This window comes from Nonomuraea sp. 3N208, assembly GCF_052245935.1.
Lineage (GTDB): Bacteria > Actinomycetota > Actinomycetes > Streptosporangiales > Streptosporangiaceae > Nonomuraea.
In genome coordinates this window covers 19476-33420 of record NZ_JBQQBR010000062.1, presented here as the reverse complement: position 1 = coordinate 33420, position 13945 = coordinate 19476, and the positions used below count along the sequence as shown (strand labels likewise).

The window sequence follows — 13945 nt, the reverse complement described above, 5'->3', positions numbered from 1 at the left end:
TGGCGGATCCGCTTGCCCAGCGACGTGATCACCGCCTGCGGCTTGTCGAGCTTCACCCCGGTCACCAGCACGGTGCCCGACCGCAACACCTGCATGGACGGGACCCACTTCTCGCGCTTTCCAACGTCTTCGCCTCGGACACTGCGGTGAGCACGTCACGGTCGTCGATGTTGAACCAGGTGAACGTGCACGATGCGCATGACACATTGGGCGCGAGCGCGCCAGCACCTCACAAGCAACGACCAACTGACCGCCCCCTATGTCCTCAGCCTGCACTGGTTCACACCCGAATCTGAGCCAGCCAGATGCTTGACACGGCCCCTGGCTGGACTTCGCTGTGTCCGGGTCCAGGAGCTGCGGCCCATCGCCATGACTTTCAGGCCAGTCTGATCACGTTCCAGGAGACCGGGGGCAGTACGACCGTCATCGTGTCGTGCTGGATGCCGGGGTTGGGGCGGGGCGCGATCCGGTCGGGGTCATCGGCGGTGTTGCGGGCGTAGACGTCGGAGTCGGTGAGTGTGGTGGCCTCGACGATGCGAGCCCCGCCGAGTGCCCGGGCGTCAATCCGCAGGGACAGCGGCTGATCCGTCGAGCGGTTGATCGCGAACAGGGTGGTCGCCTCGCCGTCGTGGGTGGCCACGGCGTGTAGTAGCGGCACCTCGCCGTACTCGGCCGTCTCGTACATGGGCGAGACCTGCTCGACGCGCAGCACGTCCCCGGCCGCCAGGCTGGAGGCCTGGGCGAACGGGTGGAACGTGGTCTGCCGCCACGCACGTCGCCCGGGCTCGGTCATGATCGGGGCGATCACGTTGACGAGCTGGGCAAGCGAGGCGGCGGTCACCCGGTCACTGTTGCGCAGCAGCGTGATGAGCAGGCCGCCGAAGGCCACCGCGTCGGCCAGGTGGTAGTGGTCCTCCAGCAGCGGCGGCGCGATCGGCCAGTCCACCGGCGGTGCGGCGTTCTGGAAGCGCGACAGGTACCAGATGTTCCACTCATCGAACGAAATGTTGATCTTCTTACGGGACTTGAGCCTCGCGCCGACGTGGTCGGCGGTGGCCACGACCGAGGAGATGAAGTACTCCATGTCGGTCGCGCAGGCCAGGAAGCTGCCCAGGTCCCCGTCCTTCTCCTCGTAGTAGGCGTGGCAGGAGATGTAGTCCACCACGTCGTAGGTCTCCTCCAGCACCTCGGCCTCCCAGGTGCCGAAGGCCGGCATGGATGAGCTGGAGCTGCCGCAGGCCACCAGTTCCAGGCCGGGGTCCACCATACGCATGGCGCGAGCGGTCTCGGCGGCCAGGCGGCCGTACTCACGCGGGGTCTTGTGGCCGGTCTGCCAGGGGGCGTCCATCTCGTTGCCCAGGCACCACATCTTGATCCCGTGCGGCTCCTTGGCGCCATTGGCGGCCCGCAGGTCGGACAGGGCGGTGCCGGACGGGTGGTTGCAGTATTCCAGCAGGTCGAGCGCCGCCTCGATGCCGCGGGTGCCGAGGTTGACCGCCATCATCGGCTCCACACCAGCCTTGGCGCACCAGCGCACGAACTCGTCGATGCCGACCTCGTTGGTCTCGGTGCTGTGCCAGGCCAGGTCGAGCCGGCGCGGACGCCGCTCCCGCGGTCCCACGCCGTCCTCCCAACGATAGCCGGAGACGAAGTTCCCGCCCGGGTAACGGACCGTGGACACCCCGAGCTCCCTGGTCAGGTCCAGGACGTCACGCCGGAAACCGTCCTCGTCGGCCTTCGGGTGGCCAGGCTCATAGATGCCGGTGTAGACGCATCGGCCGAGATGTTCGACGAACGTGCCGAAGGTTCGCCGCCGGACCGGGGCCACGCGGAAGGCGGGATCGATCGTGAGGTGTGCGGTGTGCACTGCTTGAACTCCAGGTCAGGTTGGGAATCAGACAATTGTTAACGTTATCAACTCGTGCGTCAACGCTTGGACCGTGAATTTTGCTGGGTGCGTGGTGGAGGTTGTGTCGCGATCGATCAGGCTGCATACCAACCGCAGGCGATCGGCTGGTGCGCATGGTCAGTAGAACGCTGCTCCCCGCCTGGCAGCGCCGGTGGGAGCGTCGCTGATATCGTTCTCAGAAGATGTCGCAACGGGGAAGAGGGTCTGGTGGCAGGTATCCGGCGGGAGGGGCGTCCCGCGGTGATCGGTGATGTCGCGCGGCTGGCCGGGGTGTCCCCCCAGACGGTGTCGCGCGTACTGAACGAACGCCCCAACGTGCGCGAAAAGACGCGGAAGCGGGTGCTGGAGGCGATCCGGCAGCTCGACTACCGCCCTAACCTGATGGCGCGCGGCCTGGTCCGCCAGCAGGCGCACACGATCGGCGTGATCAGCTTCGACTCGGTGCTGTTCGGGCCCGCCTCCACGTTGCTGGGCATCGGCCGGGCGGCCCGGGCCGCCGGCTACGGTGTCACGATCGCCACTCCGGAGAGCTTCGACCGCGGCAGCATCGTCGATGCGATGGCTGACCTGGCAAGCCACACGGTGGCCGGAGTGATCACCGTGTTTCCCTCTCAGGTGGCGGCCACCAGCGCGCTGCTCAGCCTGCCCGCGGGACTGCCCGCCGTCGCGGTCGAGGCGGCCCCCGACGACTCGGTGCCGACCGTCCGCATCGACCAGGTGGAAGGCGTCCGGATGGCGGTCGAGCACCTGCTGCGCCTGGGGCATCCGACGGTGTGGCACATCTCGGGCCCGCGCGAGCGCATGGATGCCCAGGCCCGTATCGAGGCGTGGCGGGCGACGCTGGAGCAGGCGGGCCATTCCGCCCCGCAGGTCGTGCCGGGCGATTGGAGCGCGGAGTCCGGATATCAGGCCGGGCTCGAGCTTGCCGAGCGCCAGGGCGTGACGGCGGTCTTCGCCGCCAACGACCACATGGCGCTCGGGCTGCTGCGTGCCTTCCACGAGCGCGGCATCAGGGTGCCGGAGGACGTGAGTGTCGTCGGGTTCGACGACATTCCCGAGGCCGGATATCTGATCCCGCCGCTGACCACGGTCAGGCCGGACCACGAGGAGGTGGGCCGCCGCTCTGTGGAGATGCTGCTGCGTTTGATCGACGGGCGGGACGGTGAGGCCGTACCCTGCGTGGTCCCGACGCTGGTGCGGCGGGCGAGCACCGCACCGGCGCAGCGTTGATCACTGAATGCCCTCCTTCACGAGCGTCCACTGCTGGCAGCCGCAGCCCGTGTCGCTCCACTGGTCGGCGATGGCGCCGTCGGCGGCGGAGTTCTGGTAGATCTCCAGGAGTTTGCCGCTGTTGGCGTTCGGGATCTTGTAGTAGCCCGTGTCGGTCGGTGTGAGCTGCCACGTCTGAGTGGCGTGGCCGGTGACCCCCCACTGGACGGCCTGGGTGCCGTCGGCGGTCGAGGCCGAGGGGATCTCCAGCAGCTTGCCGCTGTTCTTGTTGGTGAAGGTGTAGGGGCCGGTCCCGGTGACGCGCCAGATCTGGGCGGGGTGGTCGGCGTCGCCCCACTGGCCGGCGCCGGCGCCGTCGGTGGTCAGCGCCGAAAGGATCTCCAGGTACTTGCCACTGCTCCGGTTCACCAGCTTGAACTCGCCGCCCACTGTGGTGCCCGGGCGGTACACGTCGATGAAGTCCAGTTCGGCGTACGTGCCGTTGTAGGTGAACCTGATCGTGTTGGCGCCGGCGTTCAGCGACCTGGTGAGTTGGGCCCAGCGGTACCGTCCCCAATCCACGGTCGGCGGGTAGGAGAGGGTGGAGGCGGTGCCGCCGTTGACGCTGACCGCGTGGCCGCTGGTCGCGCCGGTGCCGTTGGCGTAGCGGACGTTGATCGTGTAGGTGCCGGCGGCGGGGACGTTGACATCGAACTGTACGTAGCTGTCGGAGAAGTTGATGTTGCCGACCTTCGATCCGTTGGAGGCATCGGCGTGGGAGACGAGCTGCGTGTTGTTACGGGTGGCGCGCTCGGCCTCGTAGTGGTCGGCGTTGAGCGGGATCGTGCCGACGCGGATGTCGTTGTATCCGGTCGTGGTGTTCTCGACGTTGGTCGCCTGGTAGAGGGTCAGCCCGTCGGGGCTGGTGTCGTAGCCCTGGGCGAAGCCGGAGAAGTAGCCGCCCTGCGTGTCGGAGGCGTCGTAGGTGACGGCGTACGGCAGCCGTTCCCAAGGACCTTGGCCGAGGTTGTAGTTCACGAAGAAGTCCTGGCCGCCGTTGATGTTGCCGGCGCTGTCCAGGCCCCATTTGGCGGAGACGACCACCATGCCGTTCGGTCCGCCCGCGGCCACCCAGCGCACGAACGGGGATGAGCCCATGCCGCGCCCGTCAGTGAGCCTGATCGGGGCGCCCAGGCCGCTGGGCCAGGTCAGCCCGTCGTCGGAGATCTTGTAGTAGTTGACGGCGGTGTTGAGGCTCTGGCTGGGCCGGTTGACGACCTCGTAGGCGGCGAGGTACTTGCCGTTCGGCAGCCGGGTCACGGTGATCATGCCGGGGCGGTCGCTGGAGTTGCCCACCGCGGCTACGTTGGTGACCGGGCCCCAGGTGAGGCCGCCGTCGGTGGATCGGCGGTAGACCACCGCCTGCAGGATGCCGGACGACTTCTGGCGCTCGTCGGAGTAGTAGCAGACCAGGTTGCCCGAGGGGTCGAGGTTCAGCGAGGGTTCCCAGACGGTGGTGGTGGTGGAGGTGGGGCTCGGGTCGTAGACGGCCGGGCCGCCGGTGTCCACGGTGCTGTGGTAGGTCCAGGTGGCGCCCCTGTCGGTGCTCTTGTACAGCACGATTCTGCTGCTGGAGCGGTCGGCGGGCATGATCATGCCGGCCAGGATGATCGTTCCGGCGGCCAGCGCGCCCACCTGCTGCGGCAGCTCGTACAGGAAGGGCTGGGAGGTCAGGGTGAGGGAGGAGAAGGCCTGGCTGGGCACCACATTGGACAGGTGCGACCAGGTGGTGCCGCCGTCGGTGCTGCGGTAGATGGGGTAGACCTGCACGCCGTTGACGTAGACGAGCTGGTCATAGGTGACCAGCAGGGTGCCGTTGGCGCTGCCGTTGTTCTTCAGCGCGATGACCTTGGCGTAGGTGGTGCCCGCGGGGTCGAATGAACTGCCGGCGGGCGGTGAGTAGACCAGGGCGCCGTTGCCGGTCGTCACCGCCTGGGCGGGGGTGGAGGGGATCAGCAGGGCGAGTAACAGCAGGATGAGCAGGGACAAGCGCTTCAATGATCAGTCCTTTCGCTGGGCCGTCAGTGCTGTCCAGGACTCGGCGGGCAGGTGCAGGATGGTGGTGCCGTCGTCGGCGGGCGCGTACTGGGTGAAGGGCAGAGGGAGGCCGGAGCCGGTCGCGGTCAGCATCCAGGCGTCCTGGACCTTCAGAGTTCCTGGGCCCTCATGGCTCAGCCTCACCCGCACCGGCTCCGCGCCCCGGTTGGTGACGAACAGGGCCACCTCCCCGGCGTCCTCGTCATGGGTCGCGGCGGCGGCGACGGCGGGGACGTCACCGTGCCGCACGGTGGAAACCTCCGACCCGGCGACCACCGTGTGGAGGCTCTGGCCGCGGGCCATGTGCGCGGCGAGCGCGAACGGGTAGAAGATCGTCTGCTTGCGAGCCGGACCGCCCGGCTGGGTGAGGATCGGCGCGCTCACGTTGACCAGCAGCGACTGGCAGCCGACGCGGACCCGGTCGGCGTGGTTGAGCAGCGCGACCAGCAGGTCGCCCGTCACCACCGCGTCCAGCGGGGTGTACTCGTGCTCGGTGAGCGGCATGGCCACGTCCGGCTCGCGGGCGGTGAGGTCCACGGAGGGGTCGCGGGTCCAGACGTTCCACTCGTCGCAGGACAGGTTGATGCGCTTCTTGCGGCCCAGCCGCGCCCCGACCGCGTCGGCGGTGGCGATCACGTCGCCGATGAACGCCTCCAGCGCCGCGCCCGAGCCAAGGTACCCGGCCCGCTCCCCGTCGTTGAGGTAGTAGGCATGCAGGGACACGTAGTCGGCCACGTCGTAGGCCTGCTCCAGGACCTCGGCCTCCCAGTAGCCGAAGGTCGGCATCTCCCGGTTGCTGCTGCCGCAGACCACCAGCTCGATGCCGGGATCGACGAGCTTCATGGCCTTGCCTGCCTCGCGGGCCAGCGCGCCGTACTCGCGGGCGCTGGTGTGTCCGATCTGCCAGGGCCCGTCCATCTCATTGCCGAGGCACCACAGGGGGACCTTGTACGGATCGGCGGTGCCGTTGGACCGGCGCAGGTCGGCCCAGCGAGTCCCCTCGCGGACGTTGCAGTACTCGACCAGGTCGGCGGCCGCCTGGATGCCGCGAGTGCCCAGGTTCACCGCCATCATGGGGGTCAGCCCTCCGAGCGCGGCCCAGCGCAGGAACTCGTCGGTGCCGACCTCGTTCGGCTCGATCCCCCTCCAGGCAAGGTCGAACGTGCGGGGCCGCGCGTCGCGCGGGCCGATGCCGTCCTCCCAGCGGTAGCCGGAGACGAAGTTGCCGCCTGGGTAGCGCACCAGCGTGACGCCCAGCTCGCGGACCAGGTCGGCCACGTCGCCGCGGAAACCGTACTCGTCCGCTGTGGGATGGCCGGGCTCGTAGATGCCGGTGTACACGCATCGACCCATGTGCTCGACGAACGTCCCGAACAGGCGGCGGTCCACGGGGCCGCGGTGGAAGGAGGTGCTGAGCGTGATGTCAGCGGTGAGCAATGACGACTCCTGACTATTTGCTGCTGCCTGCCAGCAGGCCCTTGATGAAGTGGCGCTGCACCAGCAGGAAGACGATGACGGTGGGAACGGTGGCGATCGTGCAGGCGGCCATGAGCTGGCCCCACAGGTCGAAACCGCTGGCGGTCTGGGCGCCGGTGACGTTGGTGGCGAGGTTGGCCAGCAGCACCGAGACGGTCTGCCGGTTCTCGTCGTTGACCGCCACGATCGGCCAGACCAGGTCGTTGTAGACGTTGAAGAAGGTGAGCACGGCCAGCGCCGCGAGCCCCGGCCGGATCACGGGCACCAGGACCGACCAGAACGTGCGCAGCACCGACGCCCCGTCGATGGCCGCGGCGTCCAGCATCTCGTCGGGCACCTGGCTGATGACCTGGCGCATGTAGAAGACGCTGAAGGCGTCCACCGCGCCGGGCAGGATCAGCGCCTGGTACGTGTTGACCCAGCCGATCTGCTTCATCTCCAGCAGCAGCGGGATGACCAGGGCCAGGGTGGGCAGCATCAGCGTCAGCAGCACCAGCCCGAACAACAACTCCTTGAACCGGAAGCGGTACTTGGCGAAGCCGTACCCGGCCAGCGGGCAGAACACCAGGGTCAGAGCGCTCTTGGCGACCACCACCAGGGCCGTGTTGCCCAGCGCCTGGCCGATCGGCACCACCTCGAACATCGCCTTGAAGTTGTTCAGCGTGAACGGACCCGCCCCCAGCGGGTCGTTCAGGATGCTCGCCCCCGGCTTGAACGCCGAGACGACCATCCACCAGATCGGATAGAGGAAGACCACGACGGCCGCGGCCAGCAGCACGTATCCACCACCGCGGCGCACCAGGCTCACTTCGACTCCCGGAACACGCGCACCGCCGCGACCGACAGTGCCAGCACCATGACGACCAGCAGGAACGTGTTGGCCGCCCCGGTGCCGAGGTCGGAGGCGCCGATGTGCTGGAACAGGTACAGCCCGCTGGTGGTGCTGCTGTTGTACGGGCCTCCGTCCGTCAGCACGTACGGCTCCAGGAACATCTGCGAGATTCCCAGCGTGGAGATGACCATGAAGAACGCGATGGCGTGACGCATCAGCGGCACGGTGATCCTCCAGAAGGTGGTGAACGGCCCCGCCCCGTCCAGCGCGGCCGCCTCGTAGACCTCGCCGGGGATGCTCTGGATGGCGGCCAGCATGACGATGAGCGCGAACCCGCTGGATTTCCACAGCACCAGCAGGGCGATCGTCACCTTGGACCACTCGGTCGAGGTCAGCCACTCCACGGACGGCAGTCCGGCCAGCCCGAGCAGGTAGTTGGCCACTCCGTAGTCCCGGTCGAAGATCAGGATGAAGGCCTGGGCCATGGCCGCGAGCGGCGTCACGTACGGGATGATCACCGCCGTCCGCAGCAGCCCCTTGAACCGGAGCCCGGCCCGGGAAAGCGCGCCCGCCGCGGCGATGGCGCCGACTGTCTGCAACGGCACGATCAGCAGCCAGATGACGACCGTGTTGCCCAGCGCCGCCCAGAAGTCGGGATTGGTCAGCAGATAGGAGTAGTTGTCCAGGCCAGCCCACCGGTACGTCGCGCCGCCGTGCCAGTCGAGGAAGCTGAGCTGGAAGGCGTAGTAGAGCGGGTAGGCGGTGAAGGCCGCGAAGAACACGAGGAACGGGGAGACCAGCAGCAGCCCTCGCCACCCCGTACGCGGCCCGCGCCGGCCCTGGGTCGTGCGGGCGGCGGACGCGTGCCGGGCCACCACCCGGTTCGCCAGTATCGACACGGCCGGTCAGTTCCTGTCGATCAGGTTCTTCTTGATGTCGGCCGTGGACTTGGCGATCACCTCGTCGACCGACATCTTGCCGTCCATCAGGCGCTGGATGTTGGCGCCCAGGTACTTGGCCGCCTGGCCGTACCAGGTGGGAGCCGTGTAGCCGGGCGGGATCTCCAGCGCCGCCTTGGTGCTGATCGCCCAGTTGTCCACGCCGCCGAGCTGCGGCAGCTTGTCCACCAGGGGCTTGGCCGGGTCGAGCGCCGACCTGACCGAGGGGACCACCGTGTTGAGCCCGGTCGGGTAGACCGAGTTCTTGGAGAACACCGTCCGGTACCCCTCGGGCCGGTAGACGGCGAACTCGTAGAACAGCCAGGCCAGCTCGGGGCTCTTCGCCTTGGCCGGGATGACGAAGGAGCTGCCGCCCATCAGCCCGCTGCGGGAGCCGCCGGCGGACCAGGCGGGCAGGGTGGTCATGCGCCACTGGCCGGTCGTCTTCTTCAGGCCCGACTGCGGGATGAAGATGAACCACTGCGCCCACGGGACCAGCGAGATGATCCCCTCGTCGAGCATGGTGATCTGGGCGGTGCTGGCGAACTTCTGGCGAGCGCCCAGCCCTTCGTCCACGACGGTCTTGATCCAGGTCAGCGCCCGGCGGGAGGGCTCGCCCTCCAGCGTCAGGTTGCCGGAGGGGTCCACCAGGCCGTGTCCCTGCTGCTGGTTCAGGAACATCGTGTACCACATCATGCCCAGGGTGTTGTCCTGCTCCAGCGGGATCGGCTTGGCCTTGGGGTTCTTGGCCTTGATCGCGCGGGCGGCGCCCAGTAGCGCGTCGTAGTCGGTCAGAGAGGCAGGGTTGACGCCGGCGCTTTTGACGATCTCGTCGTTGTAGTAGAGCAGTCCCGGGTCGGTGTCCCAGGGGACGCCGACGAGCCGGCCGTTATGGGTGAGGACGTCGAGCTTGAACTGGACGGTGTCGGCGCGGTACTTGCTCATCAGCGCGGTCAGGTCGTACAGACGGTCGGCGTGCTGGCCGATCTGGTCGTCCTCCCAGAACGACCCGTCCGGCAGGCCGACGCCGCTGACCAGGGCCGGAGGGAGCTTGGTGGCGATGTCCACGCCCTTGAGATTCACCTTGACGTTGGGGTATTCGGCGTTGAAGGCCGGGACCACGGTTCGGAAGACCTTCAGCAGGTCGTCGTCGCGCATCCACAGGGTGACCTCGCCGCTGGCCTGCGCGGCCGACGGGGCGGCCGAGGATCCGAGCACGGCGGGCTTTTCTGACTCCACGGGCACGCCGCAAGCGGCCAGCGTGCCGGCCGCGGCCAGCCCTCCCATGCCTCGGAGGACGTCGCGGCGAGTAGGCGATGTTAGCGCTACCAAATGGTGCGAGCGGACCATGGTCTCTCCTTGGGTCCGGATGATGCCGAGGATGTGGGGACGGCCGAGTGCCTCCGATTGTTAACGATGCCATTCTGACGCGTCAAGGATTGATTTCCCCTTGTACACGGGATAGAACCGCGAATGTTATCGTTGCCATCGCTCCACTGGCTGACCGCTGTCCACCGGCGCAGGTGGCTCAGACCCGGGCGCACCTAGCCGTGGCGAGGGCGGCGTGACGGGCGAGCGGCGGGCGCAGCGCTATGCCCACCGGATCCGGCTGGCCGCTGCTGGAGGTGCTGGTCGAGGGCTCCTGCGCCGACGTGCTCGCGTGCCTGCAGCGGGGTGCCCACCTGCTCGGCCGCCAGGTCGAGACGGATAGTCGCCACCACGGCCCGTGGGCCCGGAGAGCCACAGCCAGAGTCGGAGCGAAAGCCAGCGCCACAGCCAGAGCCGAACTCACGTTCGCACCCCCGCCAAGGCAGGGTGCGCTGACCGGAGAGACAATGCATGGGCGTCACATAGGCCCCATCCGATCGTCCCGATCGAGTGCGTCGCCTTGCCGGGCGGGGGTCTTGCCGTTAGGACGCTATGAGCGCTTGTGGGATTGGTGGGTTGATCCACAGGGGTCGGTCAGCGCGGACGCGCGGATCGTCAGGATGGCCGCCTGCTCATGGTCGCCGGGCCGGTCGCGGCGCCTGAGGGTGGTGGCCAGCTCGCGGGCGCTCGCCGCGGCGAAGGGACGCAGTCCGGCCTCCTCATTGCGCCGCAGCGCCGCTTCGAGATGGTCTGCCGCGCCGTCCAGGTCGCCGTATGCCCTGGCCAGCAGGCCGATGTGGTGTCCGGCGAATCCGGCGAACGTGATCCCCGTGCCGCCGATCACGATCCGGTCCGCGTAGGGCACCAGGTGCGTGAGCAGGTCGTACGCGGCCTCCGCCGGACCCAGCTCGGACCACAGCTCCGCGCGGATCGCCTGGTGGGTCAGCCATAGGTAGTCCATCGGCACCTCCGGCTGCTGCCGCCACGCGCCGAGCGCGGACCGCGCCTGATCGGCCCGGCCCGAACGCAGCAGTGCCAGCGCGTGCCACTCGCGCAGCAGGGCGAGACCGGTGGCGGCGGCGGACTCGGCCAGCAGCGGCTCGATCGCCGGCAACGTGCCTCGGGCCAGGTTCAGCGTCGCCGTCAGGGCGATCGGGACCTCGGCGGCGCCGGCGACGGTGGTGCCCGCGTGGAACTCGTGAGCCTTCGCGATCGCCCGTTCAGCCTCGGCGAACCGGCCGCGGGCGATGTCGGCCACCGCCCCGGCCCAGTCGAGCGCGACCAGCGCCGGGGCGAGCGCGTACGTCTGCGCCAGCTCCCGAGCACGCCGGTAGTCGTGCAGTCCCGCGGCGATGTCGCCCTGCTCGATCTGGTCCCGCCCGCGGAACACCAGCGCGCGGGCGAGGGCGGCCGGATCGTCCGCGGAGTCGGGCAGGCCGGCCAGGTCGGCGAGCTCACGTGCCGCGGACAGCCGTTCGGCCAGCAGTTGGGGTCGCTCGTAGGCGACATGGCGGAGTTCGAGCACGCGAGCCAGGTCAGCCCGGCTGCCATGGGCCCGAGCCAGGGATTCGGCCTCGGTGGACAGGGCCACGGTGCGGCCGGTGGTGTCCGTACCGTAGTAGAGCTCTGCCGCGAGAGCGGCGAGTAGCCGTGCCCGTAGCGCCTGGTGTCCCGGGGGAAGCTCCCGGACCAGCCGCTCGAACAGCGTGACGCCCGAGACGTCTACCACCCGGTACTCGCGCCAGCTCCAGACGGCGTCGGCGGTGGTCGCGACCGCCGCCCGCGCAGCCGCGACGACGTCCCCGCCCGCGAGGGCCACCTCGGCCGCCTCGCGCGTGGCCTCCCACGCCTGCTGGTCGTAGCCCGCGCGCCTGCGGGCCAGCGCGAGGCCGATGAGCACGTCGTACCGGTCGGTGGCGGTGGCGGTGGGGTCTCGGGTCAGCGCGGTCAACGCGGCCTCCTGCAGGCGGGCGGCCTCCGCGGGAGCGGGCTGCCGCGCCGCGAGCGCCGACGCCCGCAACGCGTGAGTCCAGGCGGCGCGGGCGTGCCCGGCCCCGGCCAGGCCGTGGTGGTGGGCGAGCTCGGCGGAGCGCGTCTCGCCCGCCGCGCCGGACCGCTCCTCGATCACCTTGGCGATCGCCGCGTGCAGCCGGCGGCGCTCACCCGGCGGCAGCCGCACGTAGACGGCCTCCCGGACCAGACCATGCGTGAACCGGTGGCGCGTACCGTCCGCCACGATCAAGCCCGCCAGCAGGGCGGCTTCGGTGGCGTTCATCGCGGCGTCCGCGGTCAGCCCTGAGGCCGCCTCGACGAGATCGACATCGAACGTGGGTCCCCACGCCGCGGCCGTCGCCAGCAGGGTCTCCGCGTCGTCGGGCAGCCGGGAGATCCGCCGCCGCACGACGTCCTGCACCCCGTCAGGCACCTTCAGCGCGCGCACGGCGCCCGGTGTGGTGAGGAGGCGTTCGTCCGCAAGCAGCCGCACAAGCTCCCCGAGGAAGAAGGGATTGCCGTTCGTGCGTTCGCCCAACGCCGCGGAGACTTCGTCCGCGATTTCCACGCCGTGCCGGAGCCGGACATAGGCCCGGACCCCCGCCTGGTCCAGCCCGCGCAGACCGGCCCGGACGAGGCCGGCGCGGGTGAGCTCGGCCAGTGTCTCGGCCAGCTCCTGCGTGTGGTCGGCCTGGGCGTCGCGGCTGGTCAGGAGCAGCACGACCGGCAGGTCCGCGAGCATCGCGCCGAGTCGGCGGGTCAGGTTCAGTGTGTCGCCGTCCGCCCAGTGCAAGTCGTCGAGCACCAGCAGGGTCGGTCCCGCGTCACGCAGCAGCGCGGCCGTGGCCTCGGCGAGCCGGAAAGCCGCCATCTCGACGCCCGTCGCCGTGATGGTGGCGGCCGGATCGTCGTCGGAGCCGGGCAGCAGGGCCGCCAGGGCCGGTAGCCGGGCCGCCGGCCCGGCGGCGCGCAGGAGCAGGCCCAAGGCTTGCGACCACGGCCACAGGGCGGGAGCCCCCACGGCTTCCTCGCATCGTCCCCATCCGGTATGTAAGCCCATCTCGGTGGCGGTCGCGGTGAGGGCGCGGGCCAGACCGGTCTTGCCGATGCCTGGTTCCCCAGTCAGCAGCACCACGGTGCCGCGACCGGCGCTCGCATCGACGAGATAGCCGGTGAGGCGTGCCTGCCACTCCTCCCGGCCGACCAGCCTGGCCGCGGCGGCGCGTGGCCTGGCGTCCGCCGATGCGCCGTATGCCGGTGGCGTGACGGGAGCGGGTCTGGCCTCCAGCGACGGTTCGTGGCGCAGCACCGCCTCCTCGAGCCGTCTCAGCTCCGGACCTGGGTCCACGCCGAGCTCCTCGGCGAGGAGCCGCCTGGCCCGCCGTAGCGCCTCGAGCGCCTCCCCTTGGCGCTGGGACCGGTACAGGGCAACCGCGAGCAGCCCCCAGGCCGCTTCACGGAGCGGCTGCGCGGCCACCAATTGCTCGATCTCTCCCACCAGCCGGGCGTGCACGCCGAGAGCGAGCTCGGCGCGGAACCGATCCTCCGTGGCCAGCAGCCTGAGCTCGCCGAGCCTGGCGGCCTCGGCGGCCAGGCCGGGCGACGCCATGGCCACGTCGGCGTACGGCTCTCCGCGCCAGAGCCCGGCGGCGGTGCGCAGGAGCTCCCGGGCATGCGCGGCGTCGGTCGCGAGGGATTCGTGCGCCGCGCTCGCCAGCGTCTCGAACTCGATGGAGTCGAGCGAGCCGGTCGCGAGGGCGTAGCCGGGCGGACGCGTGATGAGGACCTGGGCGGGGGCGCGGGCTGGGCGGTCGGGTTCCAGTGCCCGCCTGAGGTTCGCGACATAGGACTGCACCGAGGTCAGCGCCTTAGGCGGGGCCTCGTCGGCCCACAGCTCGTCGATGAGGCGGCCGACCGAGACGACCCGGCCACGGGCGGCCAGCAGCAGACCGAGCAGCGCCCGCTGCTTCTGGCCGCCGAGCTGGACCGGGTCCCCGTCGGCATCGAGCGCCTCGACCGGACCCAACACCTGATAGCGCACGTCGGTCACGCTACGGCACGTCCCCGCTCGCCGGGAGGTGGCGTCCAAGCCGAAACGGGGTGCCTTCCAAGCGCGTGGCCGCA

The 13945-nt window shown here is 69.8% G+C and carries 8 protein-coding genes; 1 reads left to right on the top strand and 7 read right to left on the bottom strand.

The features are described from left to right. Positions 1–376: 376 nt before the first annotated feature. Positions 377–1867, bottom strand: coding sequence for an arabinosylfuranosidase ArfA (gene arfA, locus ACTWPT_RS53795; RefSeq protein WP_443185322.1), 1491 nt, complete (start codon positions 1865–1867; stop codon positions 377–379). Positions 1868–2116: 249 nt separating this feature from the next. Between arfA and ACTWPT_RS53790 the strand changes: the two genes are divergently transcribed. Further along, positions 2117–3139, top strand: coding sequence for a LacI family DNA-binding transcriptional regulator (locus tag ACTWPT_RS53790; protein ID WP_443185321.1), 1023 nt, complete (start codon positions 2117–2119; stop codon positions 3137–3139). Here ACTWPT_RS53790 and ACTWPT_RS53785 read toward each other — a convergent pair whose 3' ends face one another. The 6 genes from ACTWPT_RS53785 to ACTWPT_RS53760 form a co-directional block, all read right to left on the bottom strand. After that, positions 3140–5176: an RICIN domain-containing protein gene (locus ACTWPT_RS53785; RefSeq protein WP_443185320.1), complete on the bottom strand. Its 2037-nt coding sequence runs from the start codon at positions 5174–5176 to the stop codon at positions 3140–3142. 3 nt (positions 5177–5179) lie between these two features. Next, positions 5180–6652: an alpha-N-arabinofuranosidase gene (locus ACTWPT_RS53780; RefSeq protein WP_443185319.1), complete on the bottom strand. Its 1473-nt coding sequence runs from the start codon at positions 6650–6652 to the stop codon at positions 5180–5182. A gap of 13 nt (positions 6653–6665) precedes the next feature. Next, the gene (locus ACTWPT_RS53775; protein ID WP_443185318.1) at positions 6666–7499 is read right to left on the bottom strand and encodes a carbohydrate ABC transporter permease; all 834 of its coding nucleotides are present in this window, start codon (positions 7497–7499) and stop codon (positions 6666–6668) included. Beyond that, positions 7496–8422 (bottom strand): carbohydrate ABC transporter permease, encoded by a 927-nt coding sequence (locus ACTWPT_RS53770; protein WP_443185317.1) that lies wholly within the window; start codon positions 8420–8422, stop codon positions 7496–7498. Before ACTWPT_RS53770 ends, ACTWPT_RS53775 begins: the two co-directional genes overlap by 4 nt. A 6-nt stretch (positions 8423–8428) precedes the next feature. After that, the gene (locus tag ACTWPT_RS53765; RefSeq protein ID WP_443185316.1) at positions 8429–9748 is read right to left on the bottom strand and encodes an ABC transporter substrate-binding protein; all 1320 of its coding nucleotides are present in this window, start codon (positions 9746–9748) and stop codon (positions 8429–8431) included. A 631-nt stretch (positions 9749–10379) separates the two neighbouring features. After that, on the bottom strand, positions 10380–13862 hold the full coding sequence (locus ACTWPT_RS53760; protein WP_443185315.1) for an ATP-binding protein: 3483 nt from the start codon (positions 13860–13862) through the stop codon (positions 10380–10382). Positions 13863–13945: the final 83 nt, after the last annotated feature.